General features: G+C 58.2%; 25 protein-coding genes. 6 read left to right on the forward strand and 19 right to left on the reverse strand.

Annotated elements, in window-relative coordinates; all coding sequences use genetic code 11:
* Nucleotides 1–62 precede the first annotated feature (62 nt).
* Nucleotides 63–203 (reverse strand): protein YjjY, encoded by a 141-nt coding sequence (gene yjjY, locus KHQ23_RS04285; RefSeq protein ID WP_004146984.1) that lies wholly within the window; start codon nt 201–203, stop codon nt 63–65.
* A 95-nt stretch (nt 204–298) separates the two neighbouring features.
* Between yjjY and arcA the strand changes: the two genes are divergently transcribed.
* The gene (gene arcA / locus KHQ23_RS04290) at nt 299–1015 is read left to right on the forward strand and encodes a two-component system response regulator ArcA (protein ID WP_002887843.1); all 717 of its coding nucleotides are present in this window, start codon (nt 299–301) and stop codon (nt 1013–1015) included.
* Nucleotides 1016–1077: 62 nt separating this feature from the next.
* On the opposite strand, the gene creD is transcribed toward arcA, so the two are convergent.
* Genes creD through creA form a run of 4 tightly spaced genes read right to left on the reverse strand, consistent with a single transcriptional unit; the run spans nt 1078 to nt 5096 of the window.
* Nucleotides 1078–2436 carry a cell envelope integrity protein CreD gene (creD, locus tag KHQ23_RS04295; protein ID WP_004182878.1) on the reverse strand — a complete coding sequence of 453 codons (1359 nt, stop codon included), beginning with the start codon at nt 2434–2436 and terminating at the stop codon, nt 1078–1080.
* A 60-nt stretch (nt 2437–2496) separates the two neighbouring features.
* The gene (creC, locus tag KHQ23_RS04300) at nt 2497–3921 is read right to left on the reverse strand and encodes a two-component system sensor histidine kinase CreC (RefSeq protein ID WP_004146022.1); all 1425 of its coding nucleotides are present in this window, start codon (nt 3919–3921) and stop codon (nt 2497–2499) included.
* Complete coding sequence (creB, locus tag KHQ23_RS04305; protein WP_002887820.1) at nt 3921–4610, reverse strand: two-component system response regulator CreB; 690 nt, start codon at nt 4608–4610, stop codon at nt 3921–3923. Before creB ends, creC begins: the two co-directional genes overlap by 1 nt.
* A 12-nt stretch (nt 4611–4622) precedes the next feature.
* Nucleotides 4623–5096 carry a protein CreA gene (gene creA / locus KHQ23_RS04310; protein ID WP_002887814.1) on the reverse strand — a complete coding sequence of 158 codons (474 nt, stop codon included), beginning with the start codon at nt 5094–5096 and terminating at the stop codon, nt 4623–4625.
* Nucleotides 5097–5305: 209 nt separating this feature from the next.
* On the opposite strand from creA, the gene robA reads away from it, so the two are divergent.
* A complete protein-coding gene (robA, locus tag KHQ23_RS04315) occupies nt 5306–6175 on the forward strand; it encodes an MDR efflux pump AcrAB transcriptional activator RobA (RefSeq protein ID WP_002887812.1) in 870 nt (289 codons plus the stop codon).
* On the opposite strand, the gene gpmB is transcribed toward robA, so the two are convergent.
* Nucleotides 6172–6819, reverse strand: coding sequence for a 2,3-diphosphoglycerate-dependent phosphoglycerate mutase GpmB (gpmB, locus tag KHQ23_RS04320; RefSeq protein ID WP_002887811.1), 648 nt, complete (start codon nt 6817–6819; stop codon nt 6172–6174). The two genes, robA and gpmB, sit on opposite strands and share 4 nt — an antisense overlap.
* A 113-nt stretch (nt 6820–6932) precedes the next feature.
* Here gpmB and yjjX point away from each other — a divergent pair, with 113 nt between their 5' ends.
* Nucleotides 6933–7448, forward strand: coding sequence for an inosine/xanthosine triphosphatase (gene yjjX / locus KHQ23_RS04325; protein WP_004178555.1), 516 nt, complete (start codon nt 6933–6935; stop codon nt 7446–7448).
* On the opposite strand, the gene trpR is transcribed toward yjjX, so the two are convergent.
* Nucleotides 7435–7764 (reverse strand): trp operon repressor, encoded by a 330-nt coding sequence (gene trpR, locus KHQ23_RS04330; RefSeq protein WP_002887809.1) that lies wholly within the window; start codon nt 7762–7764, stop codon nt 7435–7437. The genes yjjX and trpR overlap by 14 nt on opposite strands.
* A gap of 88 nt (nt 7765–7852) precedes the next feature.
* A complete protein-coding gene (gene sltY / locus KHQ23_RS04335) occupies nt 7853–9790 on the reverse strand; it encodes a murein transglycosylase (protein WP_004182874.1) in 1938 nt (645 codons plus the stop codon).
* A 228-nt stretch (nt 9791–10018) separates the two neighbouring features.
* Between sltY and ettA the strand changes: the two genes are divergently transcribed.
* Nucleotides 10019–11686, forward strand: a complete 1668-nt coding sequence (gene ettA / locus KHQ23_RS04340; RefSeq protein ID WP_002887805.1) for an energy-dependent translational throttle protein EttA — start codon at nt 10019–10021, stop codon at nt 11684–11686.
* 93 nt (nt 11687–11779) lie between these two features.
* Here ettA and nadR read toward each other — a convergent pair whose 3' ends face one another.
* From nadR to serB, 3 genes are read right to left on the reverse strand one after another with little or no spacing between them, the layout of a single operon-like run.
* Complete coding sequence (gene nadR / locus KHQ23_RS04345; protein WP_002887802.1) at nt 11780–13012, reverse strand: multifunctional transcriptional regulator/nicotinamide-nucleotide adenylyltransferase/ribosylnicotinamide kinase NadR; 1233 nt, start codon at nt 13010–13012, stop codon at nt 11780–11782.
* A 21-nt stretch (nt 13013–13033) separates the two neighbouring features.
* A complete protein-coding gene (radA, locus tag KHQ23_RS04350) occupies nt 13034–14416 on the reverse strand; it encodes a DNA repair protein RadA (RefSeq protein WP_002887800.1) in 1383 nt (460 codons plus the stop codon).
* A 9-nt stretch (nt 14417–14425) separates the two neighbouring features.
* On the reverse strand, nt 14426–15397 hold the full coding sequence (gene serB, locus KHQ23_RS04355) for a phosphoserine phosphatase (protein ID WP_004177487.1): 972 nt from the start codon (nt 15395–15397) through the stop codon (nt 14426–14428).
* A gap of 104 nt (nt 15398–15501) precedes the next feature.
* Here serB and KHQ23_RS04360 point away from each other — a divergent pair, with 104 nt between their 5' ends.
* The gene (locus KHQ23_RS04360; RefSeq protein WP_002887794.1) at nt 15502–16149 is read left to right on the forward strand and encodes a YtjB family periplasmic protein; all 648 of its coding nucleotides are present in this window, start codon (nt 15502–15504) and stop codon (nt 16147–16149) included.
* Nucleotides 16149–17165, forward strand: coding sequence for a lipoate--protein ligase A (gene lplA / locus KHQ23_RS04365; RefSeq protein ID WP_211776925.1), 1017 nt, complete (start codon nt 16149–16151; stop codon nt 17163–17165). The genes KHQ23_RS04360 and lplA overlap by 1 nt, the downstream gene beginning before the upstream one ends.
* 80 nt (nt 17166–17245) lie before the next feature.
* Here lplA and deoD read toward each other — a convergent pair whose 3' ends face one another.
* The 8 genes from deoD to KHQ23_RS04405 form a co-directional block, all read right to left on the reverse strand.
* Nucleotides 17246–17965 carry a purine-nucleoside phosphorylase gene (gene deoD / locus KHQ23_RS04370; RefSeq protein ID WP_002887789.1) on the reverse strand — a complete coding sequence of 240 codons (720 nt, stop codon included), beginning with the start codon at nt 17963–17965 and terminating at the stop codon, nt 17246–17248.
* Nucleotides 17966–18067: 102 nt separating this feature from the next.
* Nucleotides 18068–19291 carry a phosphopentomutase gene (gene deoB, locus KHQ23_RS04375; protein WP_004151380.1) on the reverse strand — a complete coding sequence of 408 codons (1224 nt, stop codon included), beginning with the start codon at nt 19289–19291 and terminating at the stop codon, nt 18068–18070.
* Nucleotides 19292–19343: 52 nt separating this feature from the next.
* Nucleotides 19344–20666: a thymidine phosphorylase gene (gene deoA, locus KHQ23_RS04380; protein ID WP_002887787.1), complete on the reverse strand. Its 1323-nt coding sequence runs from the start codon at nt 20664–20666 to the stop codon at nt 19344–19346.
* 113 nt (nt 20667–20779) lie between these two features.
* Nucleotides 20780–21559 carry a deoxyribose-phosphate aldolase gene (deoC, locus tag KHQ23_RS04385; protein WP_002887784.1) on the reverse strand — a complete coding sequence of 260 codons (780 nt, stop codon included), beginning with the start codon at nt 21557–21559 and terminating at the stop codon, nt 20780–20782.
* A gap of 416 nt (nt 21560–21975) precedes the next feature.
* Nucleotides 21976–23253, reverse strand: a complete 1278-nt coding sequence (locus tag KHQ23_RS04390) for a NupC/NupG family nucleoside CNT transporter (RefSeq protein ID WP_004146034.1) — start codon at nt 23251–23253, stop codon at nt 21976–21978.
* A 130-nt stretch (nt 23254–23383) separates the two neighbouring features.
* Entirely contained in the window at nt 23384–24178 is a 795-nt protein-coding gene (locus KHQ23_RS04395) for a TatD family hydrolase (RefSeq protein ID WP_021462664.1), read from the reverse strand.
* Complete coding sequence (locus KHQ23_RS04400; protein ID WP_021462665.1) at nt 24175–25248, reverse strand: patatin family protein; 1074 nt, start codon at nt 25246–25248, stop codon at nt 24175–24177. The genes KHQ23_RS04395 and KHQ23_RS04400 overlap by 4 nt, the downstream gene beginning before the upstream one ends.
* Nucleotides 25249–25401: 153 nt before the next feature.
* Nucleotides 25402–25563: a DUF1328 domain-containing protein gene (locus KHQ23_RS04405; RefSeq protein ID WP_002887716.1), complete on the reverse strand. Its 162-nt coding sequence runs from the start codon at nt 25561–25563 to the stop codon at nt 25402–25404.
* Nucleotides 25564–25583: the final 20 nt, after the last annotated feature.

The raw sequence follows: 25583 nt of genomic DNA on the forward strand, positions 1-25583 counted from the left end.
ATTGAACTTGATATATGTCAACGAAGCGTAGTTTTATTGGGTGTTCGGCCTCTCTTAGCCTGTTATGTTGCTGTTAAAATGGTTAGGATGTCAGCCGTTTTTGACACCGTCGGGTCCAGAGGGAAAGTACCCACGACCAAGCTAATGATGTTGTTGACGTTGATGGAAAGTGCATCAAGAACGCAATTACGTACTTTAGTCATGTTACGCCGCGCATGTTAATTTGCGACATGCAGCAGGCAGGTCAGGGACTTTGGTACTTCCTGTTTCGATTTAGTTGGCAATTTAGGTAGCAAACATGCAGACCCCGCACATTCTTATCGTTGAAGACGAGTTGGTAACACGCAACACGTTAAAAAGTATTTTCGAAGCAGAAGGTTACGATGTATTCGAAGCGACCGATGGCGCGGAAATGCATCAGATCCTGTCTGAAAATGATATCAACCTGGTGATCATGGATATCAACCTGCCGGGTAAAAATGGTCTTCTGCTGGCGCGCGAGCTGCGCGAGCAGGCTGACGTCGCGCTGATGTTCTTAACCGGCCGCGACAACGAAGTGGATAAGATCCTTGGCCTCGAAATCGGCGCTGACGACTATATCACTAAACCGTTTAACCCGCGTGAACTGACTATCCGCGCGCGCAACCTGCTCTCCCGTACCATGAACCTCGGTACCGTGAGCGAAGAGCGTCGCAGCGTGGAAAGCTACAAGTTCAACGGCTGGGAACTCGATATCAACAGCCGTTCCCTGGTTAGCCCGAACGGCGAACAGTACAAGCTGCCGCGCAGTGAATTCCGCGCGATGCTGCACTTCTGCGAAAACCCGGGCAAAATTCAGTCTCGTGCCGAGCTGCTGAAGAAAATGACCGGTCGCGAGCTGAAGCCGCATGACCGTACCGTTGACGTGACCATTCGTCGGATTCGTAAACACTTCGAATCCACTCCGGATACCCCGGAAATCATCGCTACCATTCACGGTGAAGGCTACCGTTTCTGTGGCGATCTGCAGGAATAATACGATTTATTCCGCAGCCATGATGCGAAAACGGCGCCCCAGGGGCGCCGTTTTTTATGCCGTCACTCTTTCCAGAGACGCAGCTTATCGTCATCGGCAGCCGGTGTCGGAGGCACTGTGCCTTTCGGCAGCGATAACGCATACCAGTCCACGCGACGGGTCAAAAACATCAGGACGCTCAGCGCCAGCGCCAGCACCCCGGTACCCAGCAGCAGCGCGCTATCCTCAGAATGCAACAGAAACCACATCACGCCATCCAGCAGCAGTAGCGCGGCGACAAACAGCAGGCTGTTACGCCATCCTCTGAGCACTGCCTGAAGGTAGATCCCATTCATCACCGCGCCAGACAGGCTGGCCGCCAGCCAGGCGGCGGTAAAACCAATGTGCTCTGAGAGCGCCAGCAGCACCAGGTAAAACAGCACCAGCGATAAGCCCACCAGCAGATATTGCATCGGATGCAGGGGACGACGGGTCAGGCTCTCGAACACGAAAAAAGCCATAAAGGTCAGCCCGATTAACAGGATGGCATATTTTGTCGCCCGATCGGTTAGCTGGTACTGGTCGGCAAGGGACATCACATCGGCACTGAACGCCGGCAGTCGCGACCACGGGATCTCCATATCATCCTTGAAATAGCTCCCCATATCGTTGGCGAACCAGCTGCTTTGCCAGTGGGCGCGATAGCCGGCAGCACTCACTTCCCGTTGCGTTGGCAGGAAGCTGCCGAGAAAACCGGGATGCGGCCAGTTACTGGTCAGCTGCAGCTCGCTGTTACGCCCGAGCGGCACCAGTGAAAACTCTCCCGTCCCGTTCAGATCGAGTGAAAAGGCAATCTCAAGCGGCTTGTTGTCCTCCGCCAGCGCAGGCATTGGCATATGAATACCTGCGCCATCGCCGCTTATCCCCAGCCCCGGCTCCACGCTTAATACGTTACCGTTGACCTCCGGGGCATGGATGGCGCCAATGCCGCGGGCATCGCCGACGCTCACCACCAGCCGCGGCTGGCCTAAGACGATATTCGTTTTTCTCAGCGCCGCCAGACGCAGCGGATCAAACGAGGCCTTAATCTGCAAGGCGTTATGCCAGACCTGGCCGCTGTAGATGCCCACCCTCCTCGACTCCACGGTCTGTTTGCCGGTGACCGCCAGCGACTCCGGCAGCCAGTAATACACCCAGCTCCGCTGATAGTTGACCTCTTTTTGGTTCTCCATGCGGGTCAGGGTCTCGGTTATCGGAATAGCGATCAGCGGTCCGGCGAGTTTTTGCGAGCCGCTGGTGCTTTGCTCAATGGCGTCCACCACTTCGCTACGATAATCCGCTCGCTCATTAATAAGCTCCCTGACCATCATTAACGGCAAAGATAGCAGCACAATACAGCCTATTAACGTGGTGATTTTCCAGAATAACGGTGATTTCAACATAGCCTTTCTCCCTATCGTGATGGCCTCACAATAGGACGGCTGTGTGGGGAGAATTTGAAGCTATGTGAAGGGACGGTGAAGTCGCAGCGTGGCGACCACGCCGCCTTCGGGCCGATTGTGCAGATTGATATCGCCGTGATGCAGGCGCGCGACTTCACGAACGAACGCCAGCCCAAGGCCGCTGCTCTTATGGCCGTCTTCGCGCGGCAGCGAATAGAATCGCTCAAAGATTCGTTCCAGGGCATAGTCCGGAATACCGCACCCGTTGTCGATAACGCTCAATTGCACCTCTTCATTTCGCTTCTCCGCAGCCAGGGCGATCTCACCGCCCTGGGGGGTAAAGTCAATCGCGTTGTCGAGCAGATTACCCAGCGCCTGGGCCAGCAGCTCGCCATCGCCATTGACCAGCATCCCACTCTCCCGCCAGCGCAGAGTGATAGCTTTCGCCGCCAGAGCGATGTTGCGCTCCTCCGTCAGCCGTTGGTATAGCGCATCTATCGACACCGGCTGCTGCTTTATCTCCAGCCGGCTTTCCAGTCGCGCCTGCTGGAGCAGCCGCTCCACCAGCAGTTGCATCCGGGTGTTTTGCGCGAGGATATTATCAGTAAACCGCGCCGCCACCTCAGGCGGCGGCCCTTCGCGCAGGATCTCCGCCGCGCCGCGGATGGCCGCCAGCGGGCTTTTCAGTTCATGGGTCAGGTCATAGACATAGTTTTCGATGGCATTCTTACCTTCGAGCTTTACCCGCATGCTCTCCAGAGCCTGGGCCAGCTTGCGCAATTCGCTGCTGCCAACCTCCGGCAGCGGCAGCGGGCGCTCAGCGGTCACCGAGTCCGCATAGCGCACCAGCTTGCCGATAGAGAAATTGATCCACCAGACGACGCCGCCGCCAATCAACAGCGCAATGCCCAGCAGGGCGCCGCCGGCCCAGAGGATCCGCCGCTCGCTGCGCTTAATGACCGGCGTCATCGCCAGGTTGGGTTTACCGACGCTCAGCACGCCGATAATCCGCCCCTTATCCATCACCGGCGCGGCGATATACATCACCGAGCTGGCTTCATCATGCGGATCGCTGCGCGTACTGCGCGCGCCGTACTGGCCGCGCAGGGTGAGCCAGACATCGTTCCAGCGCGAATAGTCCTGCCCTGTCGCCTGCCCGCTGGAGTCAAACACCACCTTGCCCCGGGCATCGGTCAGATAGACGCGGTACTCATTACGTACCTTTTTAATTCCGCCAATATTGGCGTTGAGCGGCTGCTGGTTGAGCTGGTGAAAGGCCTGCGCCAGCCTGCCCTGCTGCGGGTTTGCCGCCAGCAGATCCTCACGCGCCAGCGCCGCCAACAGGGTAGCGGTATCATTGAGGGTCCCCTCTGTCGCCCGGCGCACGCCCGGCTTCACTTCCTGGACAAAGATCGACAGCACAAACCACGCGGCGATCGCGACGATAAGAAAATAGCCCAGCAGCAGGCGCATGCCGATGCGCATCAGCCGCGCCCCAGGCTATAGCCCATACCGCGATGGGTATTGATTGGCGCCTTTTCAGGATTCACAGCCCGCAGCTTAGCGCGCAGGGTTTTGATATGGGTATCGACGGTACGGTCGAGGCTTTCCCAGGCATCGATCCACACCAGCTCCATCAGCTGCTGACGGGAGAAGACGCGACCGGGCGCGTGAAGCAGGGTTTTCAACAGCAGAAATTCGTAGCGCGTCAGATTCAGCGGCTGGCCGAACCAGCTGATCGCCGCCGCCTGCTCATCGAGCACAAACTCGCCGACGCGTACCACCGGCGATGGCGCGGCAAACTTCTGCAGCCGCCGCAGCACGGTTCGCACCCGCGCGCAGACTTCGCGTGGTGAAAACGGCTTGGCGATATAATCGTCAGCGCCGATTTCCAGCCCCAGCAGCTTATCGACCTCGTCGCTACGCGCCGTCAAAAACAGCACCGGCAGCGCCGGATAACGCGTCAGCAGACGCCGACAGAGCTCGAAGCCGCTGATATCCGGCAAGCCGACGTCGAGGATGGCGACATCTGGCGCCTGATGCGCCGCCGCCTCCAGCGCGGGCAAACCGCGGCCAAAGACGCTGACCTGGAAGCCCTCCTGCTGCAGCATGTAAACCAGGGTATCAGCGATACTCTGTTCATCCTCAACTAACCAAATCCGTGGCTGCTGCATGCGCGCTCCCGTTTATTTATTCCATGGCATGATCGGCACGGCGCTGATGGCGTTCTTAGGCGAGCCATCAACCACTTTATCCGAGTAGGTCAGATAGACCAGCGCATTGCGCTTCGCATCATAGAAACGCACGACCTGCAGTTTTTTAAACACCAGCGAGGTGCGCTTCTGGAACACCACGTCGCCCTGGCTTTTGCCGTTTTTGATTTTGTCCGTTAGCTCAATCGGCCCGACCTGCTGGCAGGAAATCGCCGCGTCAGAGGTATCTTCCGCCAGCCCCAGCCCGCCTTTGATACCACCGGTTTTCGCCCGGCTGATATAGCAGGTCACGTTCTGTACATCCGGATCGTCAAAGGCTTCGACGACGATTTTGTGATCCGGCCCTAACCATTTGAAGACCGTATCCACGGAACCAATCTGCTCCGCCTGAGCCAGCTGGCTACCGGCCAGCAGGAGCAGCCCCATCGCAAACTTCTTGTATTTCATATTGTTACCATTATTAAAAAATATAGCTGAGTGATTATCACGCACTTAGCAGAAAAGGTTTATAGATCACAGCTTTACAAAATTATCGTTCAAATCCCCTGACCTACCGCATTTAAAAGCAAAAAAAACACTGAATGCTAAAACATCAAAAAATGCTATTATCCGCTACTTTAATATCAGGCACCTGTGTTTAAGGATGGGGACATTTTATGGATCAAGCAGGGATTATTCGCGATCTCCTTAGCTGGCTGGAAGGTCACCTGGATCAGCCGCTTTCTCTGGATAATGTGGCGGCGAAGGCAGGTTATTCCAAGTGGCATTTGCAGCGAATGTTTAAGGATGTCACCGGCCATGCCATCGGTGCCTATATTCGCGCGCGCCGCTTGTCGAAATCTGCTGTCGCATTACGCCTGACCGCCCGTCCAATCCTTGATATTGCGCTGCAGTACCGTTTCGACTCCCAGCAGACCTTCACCCGAGCGTTTAAGAAACAATTCTCGCTGACGCCGGCGCTCTACCGCCGCTCGCCGGACTGGAGCTCGTTCGGTATGCGCCCGCCGCTGCGTCTTGGCGAATTTACCCTGCCGAAACATGAGTTTATCACTCTGCCCCCTACTCAGCTGCTTGGCGTGACCCAGAGCTATACCTGTAAGCTCGAGGAAATCTCCGATTTTCGTAACCAGATGCGGGTCCAGTTCTGGCGAGACTTCCTCGGCAACTCACCGTCAATCCCCCCGGTGCTCTACGGGCTGCATGAGCCGCGTCCGAGCCTGGAAAAAGACGATGAGCAGGAAGTATTCTATACCACCGCGCTGACGCCGGAGATGGCTAACGGCCACCTGCAGCATGCCCATCCAGTGACCCTGGAGGGCGGCGAGTATGTCATGTTTACGTATGAAGGGCTGGGTACCGGTCTGCAGGAATTCATCCTGACCGTCTACGGCACCTGCATGCCGATGCTGAACCTGACGCGTCGCAAGGGGCTGGATATTGAACGCTTCTACCCTGAAGATGAAAGCCGGGATCAGGCCACGCCGATTCAGTTGCGCTGCGAGTATCTGATCCCGATCCGCCGTTAACGCTGCAGCTCGTCCATTGCGGGGGCGTCAAGATGCGAGACGTCGCCCGCCGTTTCCACCACCCAGCCGGAAGCCAGCCACGGGCTTTGCTGATAGTCGACGCGCGAAATAGAGCAGTTGCGCAGCCGCAGACGACGCTCAGCGTACGCCGGCAGCCCTAATATCGTGCTCACCAGGCAGCCCAGCGCGATCCCATGACTCACCAGCAGCGGCCGGCTACCGGCGGGTAATTCCAGACAGGATGCCAGCGCCGCATGCATACGCTCGCTGAGCTCCTGCATCGATTCGCCCTGCGGAATACGACCGTCCGGTGTGCCGTTGACCAGCTGGCGACGCCAGCCTTCTTCTTCTTCGCTGAGCGAGTCGATATGGCGCTTCTCCAGCACCCCCATATCCAGTTCGCGCAGGCGCGCATCGGCGATCACGCTGCAGCCGCAGGCTTCGGCGATAATTTCTGCTGTGCGGCGGGTTCGCCCCAGATCGCTGGTAATGATATGGGTGATCCCCAGCGTTCTGGCGCGCTCGCCCACCTGCCAGGCCTGGCGCTCACCATGGGCGGTCAGCGGGCTGTCGGACTGACCCTGAATACGTCGCTCGGCGTTCCACTGCGTTTCACCGTGGCGAACAAGGTATACTTGTAACATGCTTTTTTTCCGTTCTGGACTCGTTATCAACCGCTTTCGGGCATTACCGCCTGCCCTCGGGGTGATTTAGAGTATACTGCGATGACGTTAGTTTATTCTGAGTTGTTTTGATTATGCACCATGTTGTCTCAGCGACCACTAATCCCGCCAAAATTCAGGCAATTCTGCAGGCTTTTGACGAGATTTTCGGCGAAGGATCTTGCCACATTGAGTCCGTCGCCGTCGAGAGCGGCGTGCCGGAACAGCCCTTCGGCAGCGAGGAAACGCGCGCTGGCGCACGAAATCGCGTCGCCAATGCGCGCCTTGCCCGGCCAAATGCCGATTTCTGGGTAGCTATCGAAGCCGGTATCGACGATGACAGCACCTTTAGCTGGGTGGTCATCGAAAGCGCCAGCCAGCGCGGAGAAGCGCGCTCAGCGACGCTGCCGTTGCCTGACGTTATTCTTGAGCAGGTTCGCGCTGGCGAAGCCCTCGGCCCGGTCATGTCGCAGTATACCGGCATCGATCAGATCGGTCGTAAAGAGGGGGCGATTGGGGTTTTCACCGGCGGCAGATTAACCCGCAGCAGCGTTTACCACCAGGCGGTCGTGCTGGCGCTAAGCCCGTTCCATAACGCTATTTATCGCTAGCCAGCAGCGTCTGCTCCAGCCACTGGCGCAGCTCTACCGGCGCCGATTTCAGGCTGTTCGACCCGCGGGTAATGGTCGCAATTCCGGCGCCGAGCTCATTTTTCAGCTCACGCTGGCTCATCTCGCCGCGCAGCAACTCTTCGATAATGCGCACCCGGGTACCCAGGGCTTCGCGCTCGTCGGGCGTCAGCATCAGCTGCAGCAACGGCAGATGCAGATCCTCAGCATAGGCCTGCTGAAGCAGGGCAACAAAGCGCAGCCACTCCTGATGACGTTGTTCGGCAACGGCCGCGGAATAGGGAGATTGTTGGGTCATATCGCGCCACCATATTGAGACGGGCAGCTTACGCTGCCCGTCGAATGTACTCTTCAACGAGTACAAAGCATAACATACTTCCCGGCGATCAGTAACGCTGGCGCCACTCCGCATCGCTGAGGATCTTATCCTGCTGCCCCATAAAGTAGCGGTAGTAGGCGTCATAGGAGAGGACATTCTTCACGTAGCCGCGGGTTTCCGAAAACGGAATACTCTCGACAAACGCCACGGCGTCGATCCGTCCGGCGCTGTTCCCTTGCCAGCTGCGTACCCGGCCCGGCCCGGCGTTATAGGCCGCTGAGGCGTAGATACGGTTATTGCCGAACTGCTGATAAACGTACTGCAGATAGCTGGTGCCGATATTGATGTTGGTTTCCGGATCCAACAGCTGCGACGGGCCGCTGTAGCCGGGAATGCTGAACATACTGACGGTATGCGTCGCGGTGCCCGGCATAATCTGCATCAGTCCGCTGGCGCCGACCGGCGAGCGCACTTTCGGGTTCCAGGCGCTCTCCTGACGGGCAATCGCCATCGCGTAGCTCTGCGGAATATCTTTGCCGCTAACATAGCGGGCAAACAGGTCGTTATAGGCCAGCGGGAAACGTTCTTCCAGCTGATCCCACAGCTTACCGGCGATCGTCGCCTGCACGCTCAGATCCCACCAGTGCTGATCGAAGGCATAGCGCGCCAGCTGCGCCTGCTGGGATTTGGTGCGACTAGTGACCAGGTTGGCCCATTCGGTGCGCGCGGTGTTATCCATATTCCAGTACATCAGCTCACGTACCCGCGCCATCTCCGGCCCGGAGGCCAGCGCCGGATCGATGGTGCCCGAGGCTTTATCGATGCGGAAGGTATACTCCTCGCCAAGACGCTGCGCGGCGACCATCGGGTAGAAGCCTCGCTGTTGCATCAACGAGCGAAGGATCGCCTGCGCCTCCTCATCCCTGCCGCGCTCCAGCAGCAGATCCGCCTGCCAGTAGCGCCATTCGTCTTTCTCTTTCGCCTCCATCGGCAGGCGCGCCAGCCAGGTGTTGAGGCCATGGCGATCGCCCGTCCCCAACGCCATCCGTACCCGCCGCTCCACCAGCGGCGTGGACTGCGAACGCATGATTGCGTCATCGCGCCAGATGGCCTGCTCTTCGGTTACATCGCTACCCATCAGGCGCCAGGCGACAATATCGCGCAGTTCCTGGGTCTGATCCTCATTGAGCTGCTGAGCCTGTACCAGCGAAGGGATCATCAGGCGGGCATTTTCCACGTCCTGGCGGGCGACGCTGGCGAAGGCGACGGCGGCCATCTGACGGGTAAAGTCCGTCGCCCCGGTGGTGCGGGCGAAGGTGAGGACGCTGTTTGGATCGTTAGCCAGGGCGACCACGGCGCTGGCGATGCTCTGGTAGTTGGCGGGCATTTGCTGGGCCAGCGATTTCACCAGCCCGATATTGCCGGCCTTCATCGCCAGGCGGATCCGTTCGAGATAGGCCAGCGGATCCTGCTGACCGGAGTCGCGCCAGGCGCTGAACAGCGGTTCACAGGCGCCGGGCTGATTCTTGCCCGTCAGCCACAGCTCTTTCGCCCCGCTCCAGGCCTCCTGCGACTGCCCCACGCTCAGCTTGGCGTAGTAATAGTTGCACTGCGCCTCGGTGCTGGTCGGCTTATCCGGGCTAAACGCCAGCAAGCCGCGCCAGTCGCTGCGCCGGGCCAGTTCATTCACGAAGCGCGAACGTAATGAACGCGCAGGGGGCAGCGTCGGATTGGCGTCAATAAAGTTTTTCACCACCAGCGCCGGCTGGTTCATCAGATCGTCGGTGATCTGTCGGTACTGCAAATAGGGATACAGGGGATAGGTGCTTAACGTGGGCATCAGCTGGTCGACTACATCCATCTGCCGGTTATCCCACGCCTGCTTAATTTGTGCGTAGCGGCTGCGCTGTTCATCCAGTGAATCCGCATGCGCCAGCTGACTCAACGTCAACAAACCAACGCTGGCAGCCAAAAGATGCCACGCCATTTTTTTGGCTTTTTCCACAAGCTCTTCCTCTTTCCGGTGCATTTTCGCAGCATCGTGCCGCTTAAAAACCCCTGCCGGTTCGGCAGGCGGCTTTACTTATGCTAATCAGACAACGCTAAACGCGCCATGTCCTGGACATTTTTTTACGCTTCTGTGAATCCTGTCGCCTCGCTGGGATTAGCGCGCGAAAAAGGCTACACTTCGGCTTTGAACTATCTATCAAAATAGAAAGAGGCGAAGTCCAACGTGGCTCAATTCGTTTATACCATGCATCGTGTCGGCAAAGTGGTTCCGCCGAAACGTCATATTTTGAAAAATATCTCCCTCAGCTTTTTCCCTGGCGCGAAAATCGGTGTGCTCGGTCTGAACGGCGCCGGTAAATCTACCCTGCTGCGCATCATGGCCGGTATCGACACCGAGATCGAAGGTGAAGCGCGTCCGCAGCCCGGCATCAAAATCGGCTACCTGCCGCAGGAGCCGCAGCTCAACCCGGAGCACACCGTGCGCGAGTCCGTGGAAGAAGCGGTCGCCGAAGTGGTTAACGCGCTGAAGGGGCTGGACGAAGTCTATGCCAAATACGCCGAGCCGGATGCGGACTTCGATAAGCTTGCCGCACAGCAAGGCAAGTTCGAAGAGATTATCCAGGCGCACGACGGCCACAACCTGAACGTCCAGCTGGAGCGCGCGGCCGACGCCCTGCGCCTGCCGGACTGGGATGCGAAAATCGCTAATCTTTCCGGTGGTGAACGCCGCCGCGTCGCGCTGTGCCGTCTGCTGCTGGAAAAACCGGATATGCTGCTGCTCGACGAACCGACCAACCACCTCGACGCCGAGTCCGTCGCCTGGCTGGAACGCTTCCTGCACGACTTCGAAGGCACCGTGGTGGCGATTACCCACGACCGTTACTTCCTTGATAACGTCGCCGGCTGGATCCTCGAGCTTGACCGCGGCGAAGGTATTCCGTGGGAAGGCAACTACTCCTCCTGGCTGGAGCAGAAAGACCAGCGTCTGGCGCAGGAAGCTTCTCAGGAAGCCGCACGCCGCAAATCTATCGAGAAAGAACTCGAGTGGGTTCGCCAGGGCGCGAAAGGCCGTCAGTCTAAGGGCAAAGCCCGCCTGGCGCGCTTTGAAGAGCTTAACAACGTTGAATATCAGAAACGTAACGAGACTAACGAACTGTTCATTCCGCCAGGCCCGCGTCTGGGCGATAAAGTTCTGGAAGTCAGCCATCTGCGCAAATCCTACGGCGACCGCGTTCTGATTGACGATCTGAGCTTCTCGGTACCGAAAGGCGCTATCGTCGGCATCATCGGTCCGAACGGCGCGGGTAAATCCACCCTCTTCCGCATGATGTCCGGCCAGGAACAGCCTGATTCCGGCACCATCACCCTGGGTGAAACCGTTAAGCTGGCTTCCGTCGATCAGTTCCGCGACGCGATGGACAACAGTAAGACCGTGTGGGAAGAAGTGTCTGGCGGCCTGGATATCATGAAGATCGGCAACACCGAGATGCCGAGCCGCGCCTACGTGGGCCGCTTTAACTTCAAAGGCGTCGACCAGGGTAAACGCGTTGGCGAGCTGTCCGGCGGTGAACGTGGTCGTCTGCACCTGGCGAAACTGCTGCAGGTCGGCGGTAACGTCCTGCTGCTCGATGAACCAACCAACGACCTGGATATCGAAACCCTGCGCGCGCTGGAAAACGCCCTGCTGGAGTTCCCGGGCTGCGCGATGGTTATCTCGCACGACCGCTGGTTCCTTGACCGTATTGCCACCCACATTCTGGATTACCAGGATGAAGGTAAGGTTGAGTTCTTCGAAGGTAACTTTACCGAGTACGAAGAGTACAAGAAACGCACTCTCGGCGCCGACGCGCTGGAGCCGAAGCGAATCAAGTACAAACGTATCGCGAAATAAAACGCAAAAAGGCAACGCAAGTTGCCTTTTTTAATGTTTGCTCCCTCTCCCATTGGGAGAGGGTTGGGGTGAGGGCTACAGCCCGCAGAGCCCCTACCCCTGCTCGCCCATCAGCTGTTTCACCAGCTCGACGCAGCGCAGGAACCGGGCATCGTAGTCCGACTCCTTCACATGGACGAATTCGATCTCGTTCTCTTTCAGCAGCGATACCAGCAACGACTGAAACTCTTTACGATCCACCGAGCTCCCAAGACTGCGCAGTCCATCAGCCACCCACGGGGTATTGTTCTCCAGCAGGATCACCAGGTCGAAGCGGTATTCATCAATCAGCGCCTGCACAAACGGGTGCTCACGTCCCTCGTACTTCAGACAGAAGGCCTGAGTGCTGACGAAGTCGGTATCGATGAACGCCACCTTGTTGGCATATTTCACCGCAAAATCAATATACTGCGCATGCCCAAGGGCAATTTTATCGTAATCCGAATACTGGAGCGCCATCTCATCGCCGCCGAGATGCGAAAAAACATAATCCCGGCCATATTCCCAGGCGCTGGTGGTATTGAAGATATTGGCGAGTTTATTGACCAGCGTCGATTTACCGCTCGACTCGCCGCCGAGGATCGCCACCGTCCGCACAAAGAACGGTTTCACTTCCGTCGGAATATATTCCCAGTAGCGGAACGGGTTCTCGCGGATCTGCCCGCCGCTAATATTCATAAAGGTCCGCTTAGGATCGATAAGCACCGTCTCGATCCCTAGATGCTCAAGGTACTGCGGCGCATCGGCCTCTTCCGAGGTATAGATCCGGTTCGGCTCGATCCCTTTTTCGCTCATAAAAGCGCGGATCCCATGGCTCCAGACGTCCCAGCCGTGCGGATAGGGCTCCATCCCCTCTTCATTGAAGGCGTGGATGCGAATATTCTTCTGATATTTAAAGGTTTGCAGCAGCCAGCGCAGGCGGTCAGGCACCGTCGGCTGTTGCGACATGGCGCTCTCTTCAAACAGCTCGCGGTCGCGGGTGTCGTCATAGCCCATAATGATATGCAGCTCATCGACCTGGCTACAGGCGCGCTGTATCAGGTAGATATGCCCGGTATGCAGTGGGTAAAACTTACCAAACACCACGCCGACGCTTTTCTGTCGGCGGGGAAACTCCAGCCCGAGGAAACGATGCAGCGCTTCAAGCTTCTGCGCGCTCGGGCTTTTGATTTTGGCATTCAGCAGTTGGCTAAGATACCCCTTGGTCATTCCGCTGGCTTCCGCCACCTGCTGCAGGGTACAGCCTTTCTGCTTAATGGCGCTTTTTAAATAGTCAAATGACGACATCGCTAATCTCCTTTTAACTTATTATAAGTCGTCAAAAACGCTTAGCGCGTCTGAAAGCTTTTTCACGCCAAAGATTTGCATGCCTTCCGGCACTTTTTTCGGCACATTGGCCGCCGGGACGATGGCGCGGCGGAAGCCGTGCTTCGCTGCTTCGGAGATACGCTCCTGACCGCTCGGTACCGGGCGAATTTCCCCGGCCAGCCCCACTTCGCCAAAGACCACCAGATCCTGCGGCAGAGGACGGTCGCGCAGGCTGGAGACCATCGCCAGCAGCAGCGCCAGGTCGGCGCTGGTTTCCGTGACCTTCACCCCGCCGACCACATTGACGAAGACGTCCTGATCGGCCATCTGTAGGCCGCCGTGACGGTGCAGCACCGCTAGCAGGATCGCCAGACGGTTCTGTTCCAGCCCCACCGCCACGCGGCGCGGGTTGGACATCATTGAGTGATCGACCAGCGCCTGGATCTCCACCAGCAGCGGGCGGGTCCCTTCCCAGACCACCATCACCGAGCTACCGGAGGTGATTTCATCTCCCCGGCTGAGGAAGATAGCGGACGGGTTGCTCACTTCGCGCAGGCCCTGCTCGGTCATGGCGAAGACGCCCAGCTCGTTCACCGCGCCAAAGCGGTTTTTATGGCTGCGCAACGTGCGGAAGCGGGAGTCGGCATCCCCGTCCAGCAGCACCGAGCAGTCGATACAGTGCTCCAGCACCTTCGGACCGGCCAGCGAGCCGTCTTTGGTGACGTGGCCGACCATCACAATCGCCACGCCGCGAGTTTTAGCAAAGCGCGTCAAATAGGCCGCGGTTTCCCGTACCTGGGCGACGCTGCCCGGCGACGACTGCACGTCGGCCATATGCATCACCTGGATGGAGTCGATCACCATCAGCTGCGGCTTTTCTTCATCGGCGATCTGACAGATCTGCTCAATGCTGGTTTCCGAGAGCATGTTCAGGTTGGCCGTTGGCAACCCGAGACGATGGGCGCGCATCGCCACCTGCTGCAGGGACTCCTCCCCGGTGACGTACAGGGTTTTCATCCCTTCCGCCAGTTTGCAGAGGGTTTGCAGCAGCAGCGTCGATTTGCCCGCGCCGGGGTTGCCGCCAATCAGGATCGCGCTGCCCGGTACCACGCCGCCGCCCAGCACGCGGTCAAATTCTTTAAAGCCGGTGGAGAAACGCGGCAGCGCCTCCAGGCTGATATCTGACAGCTTCTGCACCTTCGACACGCCGGCGTTACCGGCATAGCCTGAAAGACGCTCGTTTCTCGCCACCTGCGGCGACGCGGCGATGCGCATCTCGGTGATGGTGTTCCAGGCATGGCAGGCGCTGCACTGCCCCTGCCAGCGCGGATAATCCGCACCACATTCATTACAGACAAATGCGCGTTTTGGAGCTTTCGCCACGTTTACCTCTTACTTTTGGTTCATGCTGCCCGAGAGAATACAGAATACCCCCATCAGGTCAGCGTGGCGGATAGTCACTTCCGCCTGTTCATTCACTTTGGGCTTCGCGTGATAGGCGATGCCAAGCCCTGCTGCCTTAATCATCGGCAGGTCGTTGGCGCCATCGCCGATAGCCACGGTTTGCGCCGTTGGGATCTCATACTTTTCCGCCAGCTTGCGCAACGTATTGGCTTTATATTTCGCATCGACGATATCGCCGAGCACGTTGCCGGTGAGCTTGCCGTCGCGGATCTCCAGCTCATTGGCGAATACCGCGTCGAGATGCAGTTTGTCGCGCAGATACTCGGCAAAGAAGGTGAAACCGCCGGAGGCGATCGCCACTTTCCAGCCCAGCGTTTCCAGCTTGAGCACCAGCTGCGCCAGGCCCGGCATCAGCGGCAGCGCGTCGCGAACCTGCAGCAAAATACTGGCATCGGCGTCTTTCAACGTCGCCACGCGCTGGCGCAGGCTGGCGGTGAAGTCCAGCTCGCCACGCATCGCCCGCTCGGTCACTTCCGAGACCAGCTCGCCGGTGCCGGCCAGTTTCGCGATCTCATCGATGCATTCGATCTGAATCGCCGTGGAGTCCATGTCCATCACCAGCAGGCCCGGGGTGCGCAAATGGGGAATTTTACCCAATGGCGCGACGTCCAGCCCCGCCTCATGCGCCAGTCGCGTCGCACGGGGAGTCAGCGAACCGGCCAAACGGATCACCTGGTAATCCTCGACCACCCAGGAGGCAACGATCACTAACGCGGCGCCCAGCTCACGCTGCCACGCCGTCAGCCGACGTTTATCCAGACCGCGACCATACAGCAGCCAGCCGCTGCGCCCGGCGTGATAATCCAGCGGCATGACCTCGTCGCCGCTCAGGGAAAGCGGCAACCCAGGCCACAGGGAAACGTCTTCAGGCAGGTCGCACCAGGTCAAACTGTTAGGCATTACGGCTCCACATCTCTTCATTCAGGCGAGGAAAATAACGCATGAGGCTACCTTGTAACCAGCGCTTCTGGCAACATTAAGCTGCAAATTTTCAAAGGTGGAATATGGTTCGCGCAAAACTGAAATTCCGGCTGCATCGTGCGGTCATTGTTCTTATCTGTCTCGCCCTGCTCGTCGCGCTGATGCAGGGCGCTTCGTGGTTCAGTCAGAACAGTCAGAAACAACGCAATCCGCAGCTGGAAGAGCTGGCCCGCACGCTGGCGCAGCAGGTGGTGCTGAATCTCGCGCCGCTGATGCGCAGCGAGACGCCTGACGAGAAGCGCATCAATCAGCTGTTGACCCAGCTAACCCATAACAGCCGCGTCCTGGACGCCGGCGTATATGACGAACAGGGCGACCTGGTGGCGCGCTCTGGCGAAAGCGTCGAGGTTCGCGACCGGCTGGCGCTGGATGGTAAAAAAGCCGGCGGCTACTTCAACCAGCAGATTGTCGAACCGGTGCCAGGAAAAAACGGCCCGCTGGGCTACCTGCGTCTGACCCTCGATACTCATACCCTGGCGACCGAGGCGAAGCAGGTGGATAATACCACCAATATCTTACGCCTGATGCTGTTACTGTCCCTGGCTATCGGCGTGGTGCTGACCCGCACGCTGCTGCAGGGCAAACGCACCCGCTGGCAGCAATCGCCCTTCCTGCTCACCGCCAACAAGCCGGTTGAGGATGAAGACGATGAAAAGAAAGGAAATCTATAATGTCCACATTGCGCCTCCTGCTCTCTGACTCTTACGACCCGTGGTTCAACCTGGCGGTCGAGGAGTGCATTTTCCGCCAGATGCCCGCCACCCAGCGGGTGCTGTTCCTGTGGCGCAATGCCGATACCGTGGTCATCGGCCGCGCGCAGAACCCGTGGAAGGAGTGTAATACCCGCCGCATGGAAGAAGACCATGTGCGGCTGGCCCGTCGCAGCAGCGGCGGCGGCGCGGTGTTCCACGACCTTGGCAATACCTGCTTTACCTTTATGGCAGGCAAACCGGAGTACGACAAAACCGTCTCCACCGCTATTGTGCTGACGGCGCTTAATTCACTCGGCGTAACCGCCGAAGCCTCCGGGCGCAACGATCTGGTGGTCAAAACCGACAGCGGCGACCGCAAAGTCTCCGGCTCCGCCTATCGTGAAACCATGGACCGCGGTTTTCATCACGGCACCCTGCTGCTCAACGCCGATTTAAGCCGTCTCGCCAACTACCTCAACCCGGACCAGAAAAAGCTGCAGGCTAAAGGCATTACCTCGGTGCGCGGACGGGTGGCGAACCTGGTTGAGCTGCTGCCGGGCATTACCAATCAGCAAGTTTGCGAGGCGATCCAGGAAGCATTCTTCAGCCATTACGGCGAACGGGTGGACGCCGAGGTGATCTCCCCCGACAACACGCCGGATCTACCAAATTTTGCTGAGACATTCGCCCGTCAGAGCAGCTGGGAGTGGAACTTCGGCCAGGCACCGGCCTTCTCTCATCTTCTGGACGAGCGCTTTCGCTGGGGCGGCGTTGAGCTGCATTTTGACGTCGAAAAAGGGCATATCACCCGCGCGCAGGCCTTTACCGATAGCCTGAACCCGGCGCCGCTGGAGGCCCTGGCGGCACGCTTAGTCGGCTGTCAGTATCGGGGGGAAGTATTACAGCAGCAGTGCGAGGCGCTGGTCGGCGATTTCCCGGAGCAGGAAGCGGAACTGAAAGAACTGTCGGCGTGGATTGCCGGCGCAGTGCGCTGATAAAAAAAGCCCGCTGCGCTTAGCGGGCCGGGAAAACCGTAGGCCGGGTCAGACGAAGCCGCCACCCGGCACAACAGCTCTTACTCTTTATCGCCCAGCAGCACGGATTCCAGCGCGATTTTGATCATGTCGTTGAAGGTCGTCTGACGTTCAGCGGCAGTGGTCTGCTCGTGGGTACGGATGTGGTCGGAGACGGTGCAGATGGTCAGCGCTTTCGCGCCGAACTCCGCCGCCACGCCGTAGATACCCGCCGCTTCCATTTCCACGCCCAGAATGCCGTATTTTTCCATCACGTCGAACATGGACGGGTCCGGCGTATAGAACAGGTCTGCGGAGAAGATGTTGCCGACGCGCGCGTCAACGCCCAGCGCTTTCGCCGCGTCTACCGCATTACGCACCATGCCGAAATCGGCAATCGCCGCAAAATCATGGTCTTTGAAACGCAGACGGTTCACTTTAGAGTCGGTGCACGCGCCCATGCCGATCACCACGTCACGCAGTTTGACATCTTCACGCACCGCGCCGCAGGAGCCCACGCGGATGATTTTCTTCACGCCGAAATCGGTGATCAGCTCTTTGGTGTAGATAGAGCAGGACGGGATACCCATCCCGTGGCCCATCACGGAGATTTTGCGGCCTTTATAGGTACCGGTGAAGCCCAGCATGCCGCGCACGTTGTTCACTTCACGCACGTCTTCGAGGAAGGTTTCTGCAATGTGCTTCGCGCGCAGCGGGTCGCCCGGCATCAAAACGACGTCAGCGAAATCGCCCATTTCTGCGTTAATGTGAGGAGTTGCCATCTTCAGTTCCTTTTACATTGTTGTTTTTGCCGGGTGGCGGCTACGCCTTACCCGGCCTACAAATCGTAGGCCCGGATCGCTGTGCGCCACCGGGCAATGACCTCAGAACATGGCTTTGCCATATTCCATGTCAGACGTACCAAAGTATTTCGCAATAGTCTGGCCGATGTCCGCGAAGGTTTCACGGTGACCGAGCGAACCTGGTTTCACTTTCGGGCCGTACACCAGCACCGGGATATGCTCGCGGGTGTGGTCAGTACCGGTCCAGGTCGGGTCGCAGCCGTGGTCGGCGGTGAGGATCAGGATGTCGTCCTCACCAACCAGCTCCATCAGCTCCGGCAGACGGCGGTCGAAGAGCTCCAGACCCGCCGCGTAGCCAGCGACGTCACGACGGTGGCCCCAGGAGGAGTCAAAATCGACGAAGTTAGTGAAGACGATAGTCTCGTCGCCCGCTTCCTTCATCTCTTTGATGGTCGCGTCGAACAGCGCGTCCAGCCCAGTGGCTTTCACTTTCTTAGTGATACCGCAGTTGGCGTAGATATCGGCGATTTTACCCACGGACACCACGTGGCCGTTTTTCTCATCGACCAGCTTCTGCAGCACGGTCGGCGCCGGCGGCTCTACCGCCAGGTCGTGACGGTTACCGGTACGCTGGAAGTTACCGGCTTTGTCGCCCACGAAAGGACGAGCAATCACGCGACCAATGTTATAGCCGCCTTCGGTCAGCTCTTCACGCGCGATTTCGCACAGCTCATACAGCTTGTCGAGGCCAAAGGTCTCTTCGTGGCAGGCGATCTGGAACACCGAGTCAGCGGAGGTATAGAAGATCGGTTTCCCGGTTTTCATATGCTCTTCGCCGAGCTGATCGAGGATCACCGTCCCGGAGGAGTGGCAGTTGCCGAGATAGCCCGGCAGGTTGGCGCGTTTCACCAGCTTATCCAGCAGCTCCTGCGGGAAGCTGTTTTCCTGGTCGCTGAAGTAGCCCCAGTCAAACAGCACCGGCACGCCGGCGATTTCCCAGTGACCGGACGGGGTATCTTTACCGGAAGAAAGTTCATGCGCCCAGGCATAGGCGCCAATCACTTCGGCATTGCCATCCATACCCGCGGCAATTTTACCGGTGGAGCCTTCATGCGCTTTCACCAGACCCAGACGGGTCAGGTTCGGTAAATTCAGCGGGCCTTTGCGGCCGTGGTCAGCCTCGCCTTTGGCGCAGGCTTCTGCAATGTGGCCCAGCGTATCGGCGCCGACGTCGCCAAAGCGGTCTGCGTCTTCCGTTGCGCCAATCCCAAAGGAGTCCAGCACCATGATAAATGCACGTTTCATCTTGTTCTCCATACATCTTGCGCTGCAAAAAAGCGATCAGATCAGTATATCGCTATTCAGTGATACGGCGATAGACTGTCGGTGTAATTTCCGGGGCTTTATCGTCCAGTTTAATGGCCGCTTTGACCGCTTTCGCGGCCTCCTGCCAGCTGTTCTCGTCTTTGGCATGGATCACCGCCAGCGGACGCTGTCCGTCGACGCGGTCACCCAGACGCGCCATCTCGGTAAAGCCAACGCTATAGTCAATGGTGTCCGATGCCTGACGGCGGCCGCCGCCCATAGAAACCACTGCCATGCCCAGCGCGCGAGTATCCATCGCGCTGATAAAACCTTCGGTATCAGCATAGACTGCTTTGCTCAGCATCGCCGTCGGCAGATAATTAGCATAATTCTCGACAAAGTCGCTCGGCCCTTTCTGCGCCGCGACCATGCGGCCAAACACTTCCGCCGCTTTACCGTTATCCAGCACCGCCTGCAGCTTCGCGCGCGCCTCGGCATCGTCCGCCGCCAGCTTGCCGGAGATCAGCATTTCCACACACAGCGCCATTGTCACGTCGAACAGGCGCGGGTTGCGATATTCGCCGGTCAGGAACTGCACCGCTTCGCGAACTTCAACGGCGTTGCCGGCGCTGGAGGCCAGTACCTGATTCATATCGGTCAGCAGCGCGGTGGTGCGCACGCCGGCGCCGTTGGCGACACCCACGATCGCTTCGGCCAGCGCGGCAGAGAGTTCATAAGTCGGCATAAAGGCGCCGCTGCCGACTTTGACGTCCATCACCAGCGCATCCAGCCCTTCCGCCAGCTTCTTCGCCAGAATCGAGGCGGTAATCAGCGGGATGGAGTCCACCGTCGCGGTAATATCGCGGGTGGCATAGAAACGTTTGTCGGCCGGGGCAAGGGAGCTGGTCTGCCCGATAATTGCCACGCCAACATCTTTTATAATCTCGCGGAAGCGGTTGTCGTCCGGGAAGATATCGAAGCCCGGGATCGCTTCCAGTTTGTCCAGCGTACCGCCGGTATGGCCGAGGCCGCGGCCGGAGATCATCGGTACGTAACCACCGCAGGCGGCCACCATCGGCCCCAGCATCAGCGAAGTGACATCCCCGACGCCGCCGGTAGAGTGTTTATCGACGATCGGACCGTTAAGGTTGAGGCTTTTCCAGTCCAGAACGGTACCGGAATCCCGCATCGCCATGGTCAGCGAAACGCGCTCCGGCATAGACATATCGTGGAAGAAGATGGTCATCGCCAGCGCGGCGATCTGCCCTTCAGAGATAGTATTGTCGCGGATGCCGTTGATGAAAAAGCGGATCTCTTCATCGCTTAATGCCTGACCATCACGTTTTTTACGAATAATTTCTTGTGCGAGAAACACGGTAACCTCCCAAAGAGAATAAATTGCCGGATGACGGCGCGAGCGCCTTATCCGGCCTACAGGCATCAATTCGTAGGCCGGATAAGCGCAGCGCCATCCGGCAAATCAAGGGATTAGTAGCTGCTGGCGCTCTTGCCGTCGCCGTGACCCAGGGCTTTCAACAGGCTAGCCAGCAGGCTGGATGCGCCAAAACGATAGTGACGAGAATCGGCCCAGTCGGCGCCGAACAGTTCATCAGCGATCGCCAGGAACTGCTGCGCGTCTTCCGCGCTGCGCACGCCGCCCGCCGGTTTGAAGCCAACGGTTTTCTCAACGCCCATATCGCGGATCACTTCCATCATGATGCGCGCGCTTTCCGGCGTGGCATTTACCGGCACTTTACCGGTCGAGGTTTTGATGAAATCGGCCCCGGCTTTGATAGAGATTTCAGACGCTTTACGGATCAGCGCTTCTTCTTTCAGCTCACCGGTTTCGATGATCACTTTCAGCAGCACGTTAGCCGCCGCACAGGCTTCCTTACAGGCTTTCACCAGCTCGAAACCGACCTGCTCGTTGCCGGCGATCAGCGCGCGGTACGGGAAGACCACGTCCACTTCGTCAGCGCCGTAAGCGATCGCCGCGCGGGTTTCCGCCAGCGCAATGTCGATATCGTCATTCCCGTGCGGGAAGTTGGTGACCGTGGCGATGCGAATATCCGGCGTCCCCTGCTCATTCAGCGTTTTACGGGCGATCGGGATGAAGCGCGGGTAGATGCAGACCGCCGCGGTGTTACCCACCGGCGTTTTCGCCTGATGACACAGGGCAATGACTTTCTCATTGGTGTCGTCGTCATTCAGAGTGGTCAGGTCCATCAGTTTTAACGCGCGCAGGCTGCTTGCTTTTAAATCAGTCATTTCATACTCCGCCGGCGTCGTGCCGGATCAATAGTTTGTTCACCTTGCGAGTCTGTTACTATTGTAACATTCGCTCGTCGTTACACTTCGACATTCATCACAGTTAATGAAAACTACTTACGAATTTGCATTACTGTAACGTGATTAAAATCACAAATTACCACTCAATACCGTAGCAATTATCGTTAGTCCCCTCTTAAGCATAATAGATACCACGCCGCCGATGAGGATGTGATAATTCTAACACACAATAACAATTACACTCGATAGCGTGGCGCACATTTTGCCCAATTTACGGGCAATTAAAACGCTACAAATTGAAATATAAACTATTTTTCAAAAAAGAGAGTGGTGATGAAATTATCACATTTACAGCAACACCAGCGGCACGGTGGCCGCTGGTTCAGGAGACAGGCTTACAGGGCGAGAAAAACCCCGGCGATGGTGGCGCTCATCAGGTTGGATAGCGTCCCCGCCGCTACCGCACGTAGCCCAAGCTGAGCGATATCCTGCCGCCGGTTGGGCGCCATTCCCCCGAGTCCGCCAATCAGAATGGCGATCGATGACAGGTTGGCAAAGCCGCACAGCGCGAAAGAGATAATGGCTTTGGTGTGATCTGAAATGACCTGCAGCCCGGCCGCCGCCACTTCGGCATCCGCCTTTAAATATTCGCCAAAGTTCATGTAGGCCACGAACTCGTTAATGATCAGCTTCTGGCCGATAAACGACCCCGCCACCGTCGCTTCGTGCCACGGCACGCCAATCACCCACGCCAGGGGTGAGAAGATCCAGCCGAGGATCATCTGCAGCGACAGCTCAGGATGGTTAAACCAGCCGCCGACGCCGGAGAGTATGCCGTTCAGCAGGGCGATCAGCGCAATAAACGCCAGCAGCATCGCGCCGACGTTGAGCGCCAGTTGCATACCAGACGCGGCGCCGGAGGCGGCGGCATCCAGCACGTTGGCCGGTTTATCCGCGTCAGCGCTTTGGCTGTCATGAGCCGGGTTATCGTCCGGTTTTTCCGTTTCCGGTACGATAATTTTGGCAAACAGCAGGCCTCCCGGCGCCGCCATAAACGACGCGGCAATAAGGTACTCCAGCGGAACGCCCATCTGCGCATAGCCCGCCAGTACCGAGCCCGCCACCGAGGCCAGGCCGCCGCACATGACCGCAAACAGCTCCGAGCGAGTCATGGTGGCGATATAAGGACGCACCACCAGCGGCGCTTCGGTCTGGCCAACAAAGATGTTCGCCGTGGCCGACAGCGATTCGGTACGTGAGGTCTTCAGCACTGCCCGCAGCGCGCCGCCGAGAATGCGAATGACCAGCTGCATAATGCCCAGGTAGTAAAGCACGGCAATCAGCGACGAGAAGAAGACGATCACCGGCAGCACGCGCAGGGCAAAGACGAAGCCGCCGCCGCCAAACACCTCGAACATTTTATCGGAGACCAGCCCGCCGAAGATGAAACTAATCCCTTCATTGCCGTAGGCAATAACGCTGGCGACGCCATTCGACATCGCTAATAGCGCCGCGCGCCCGGCCGGTACATACAATATTAACGCGCCGATACCTACCTGGATTATCCAGGCGCCGAGCACGGTGCGCAGGTTAATGGCTTTTCGGTTATTGGAGAGCAGCACAGCAATGGCCAATAGCGCCACCATGCCGATAAGTCCCATGAGGATTTGCATACAGATTCCCTGTGTTTTTGATAGTCCAGTACTAACCGCGTGATTATATCGGCCTGAAACTATCCTGCCCGTCTGGCTTCACACATTTTAAGCAAATCAATGATATGGATGGACAATTATGAGAAATCGATCACCATACAGAGACCGGGGGAAGGGAAAACAAGGCGAGCGTATTGTGCATGATCCCTTCTTCTATGGCTGCCGGCGACTCCGGACGCAGTTCACACAGCGCCTCAAATACCCGTGCAGCTTGTTCCGGTCGATTGGGCTGTCCCTGAAAGCCATTTAGCGGCATATCCGGCGCATCGGTCTCCAGCAGCAGAGCGGAAAGCGGCAGACGCGCCATCACTTCACGGGTTTTACTGGCGCGGGGATAGGTAATGGTGCCGCCAACGCCGATCTTATAGCCAAGCTGAACGAAGCGCTCGGCCTGCTGCAGGCTGCCGGCAAAGCCATGGATGACTCCGGTACGCGGCAGGGCATGTTTTTTCAGCAGCATCGCCAGCTTATCGTGGGTGCGTCTGGAGTGGAGGATCACCGGCAGATCGTAACGCTTCGCCAGCCTCAGCTGCGCTTCCAGCAGCGCCTGCTGACGATCAAACTGCGGATCGTCGCGATAAAGATCGAGGCCAATCTCTCCCACCGCCACCAGTTTAGGCGGCCGCTGCGCCATCAAGGCTTCCAGCTGCGCCAGTCCCTCATCAGTATGCTCTTCGATGACGATCGGATGCATACCCAGCGCGGCGTACAGCGCTTCGTGCTGAGCTGCCAGCGTCAGCACGCGGCTAAAACGCTCAGCAGAGATGGCTGGAACGATAATTCGCCCGACGCCGGCCTGCGCCGCACGCGCCAGGCTGGCGACCTCATCTGCCGCGAAGGGGGGAAAATCAAAGTGACAGTGGGTATCGATAAAACGGTGCGTCACGCCAGATCCTCATGATCAAAACTGGGGTCATTCGCCTGGGGCGCAGGCATGATGGTCGCCTGGGGCGCTTCATTGGCCACCGGCACCGGCGGCACCACCACCGGCGCGGGCCGGGCAATACGCGGCGCGTGGCGCAGCAGCGGCGGCTGGTCGGCCAGTAGTTTACCCACCGTTGCCAGGAAATAACGGCCGCACTGGCGCCCGGTTTTGTAGTCCTCCAGCAGCGCCGGTAGTCGGCTGCCTAGCGCCATGCTGCGCAGCGGCCGCTGCGGATAGATTTCGAAGATCCGCAACTTACCCGGCGGTTTCTCGATGAACTGCTGGATGGCGCGGTAGGTGGTTTCGTGATGATGCACCAAATTGACCAGCGGTTGCAGACTACTCTCTCCCAGCCAGCGCTCCATCCGCTTGAACCACTGCGGGGTATAAAACATCTGCGAAGGGACGGTACGGATCACCACGATGGTCTTGGCGCCGCGGCGGGCCGCCTCCTGCACCGGGATCGCATCGCTGACGCCGCCGTCCAGGTAGCTAACGCCGTCGAGCAACACGCCGCTGCGATAAAAGCCGGGGATGGCGCTGGAGGCGCGGATCAGATCCAGCCACGTTTGCGGCGTCGGCGAAAAATAGCTGGCGGAGTAATCGTCACCGCGGCAAGCGCATAGCCACAGCTCTTTCCCCAACGCGAACTGCGCTTCGGCATAGTTCATGGCAAGCGGCATTTGCTGCGAAGTGGCCTCAACCAGCCAGTCGAGATCGATAAGGTTGCCGCCGCGCACAAAGCGCATCGGATCGAAAAACTGGCGTGAAGTGGTGTAGCGGGTGATAACTTTGCGTGCATAGCCTTGCTGATTACACATGTAGGCGGAGAGGTTTTGCGCGCCGGCGGAAGTACCCAGCATCAGGTCAAAGGGGTTAAATCCGGCGCGCATAAATTCGTCCAGCACCCCGGCAGTAAAAATCCCTCGCTGTCCTCCACCTTCGCATACCAGCGCCAGCTTGCCTGGTCGGAAGGGTTTAACCGCCAGCGGGGCGATATTGCCCAGCGTGACGGGAATGCGCTGCCCCACCCTGCTTTCCTGTTCGATTGATCTTCTCCTGACAAGGTAACGCAATTTGCCCGCCGCTTAAACCGCGAAAGCCAGTCCTCAGGACTGGCTTTGTGTAAGATGACGTGTCAGTAAAAATGCTTAGGCTTCAGTATCGCCCGCATCGCGGGCCGCCTAAGGACGTCTGCGTCCTGTAAACAGGCTCACCAGGAACAGGATAATCCCGACGACAAAGACGATTTTCGCAGCGCCAGCGGCCGTACCCGCCAGACCACCAAAGCCCAGAGCCGCAGCAATTAATGCAATGACCAGAAAAATAATTCCCCATCGAAACATACTTTTCTCCTTACCATAAT

The sequence above is a fragment of the Klebsiella sp. 64 genome, from assembly GCF_018223915.1.
GTDB classification, from domain to species: Bacteria; Pseudomonadota; Gammaproteobacteria; order Enterobacterales; family Enterobacteriaceae; genus Klebsiella; species Klebsiella pneumoniae.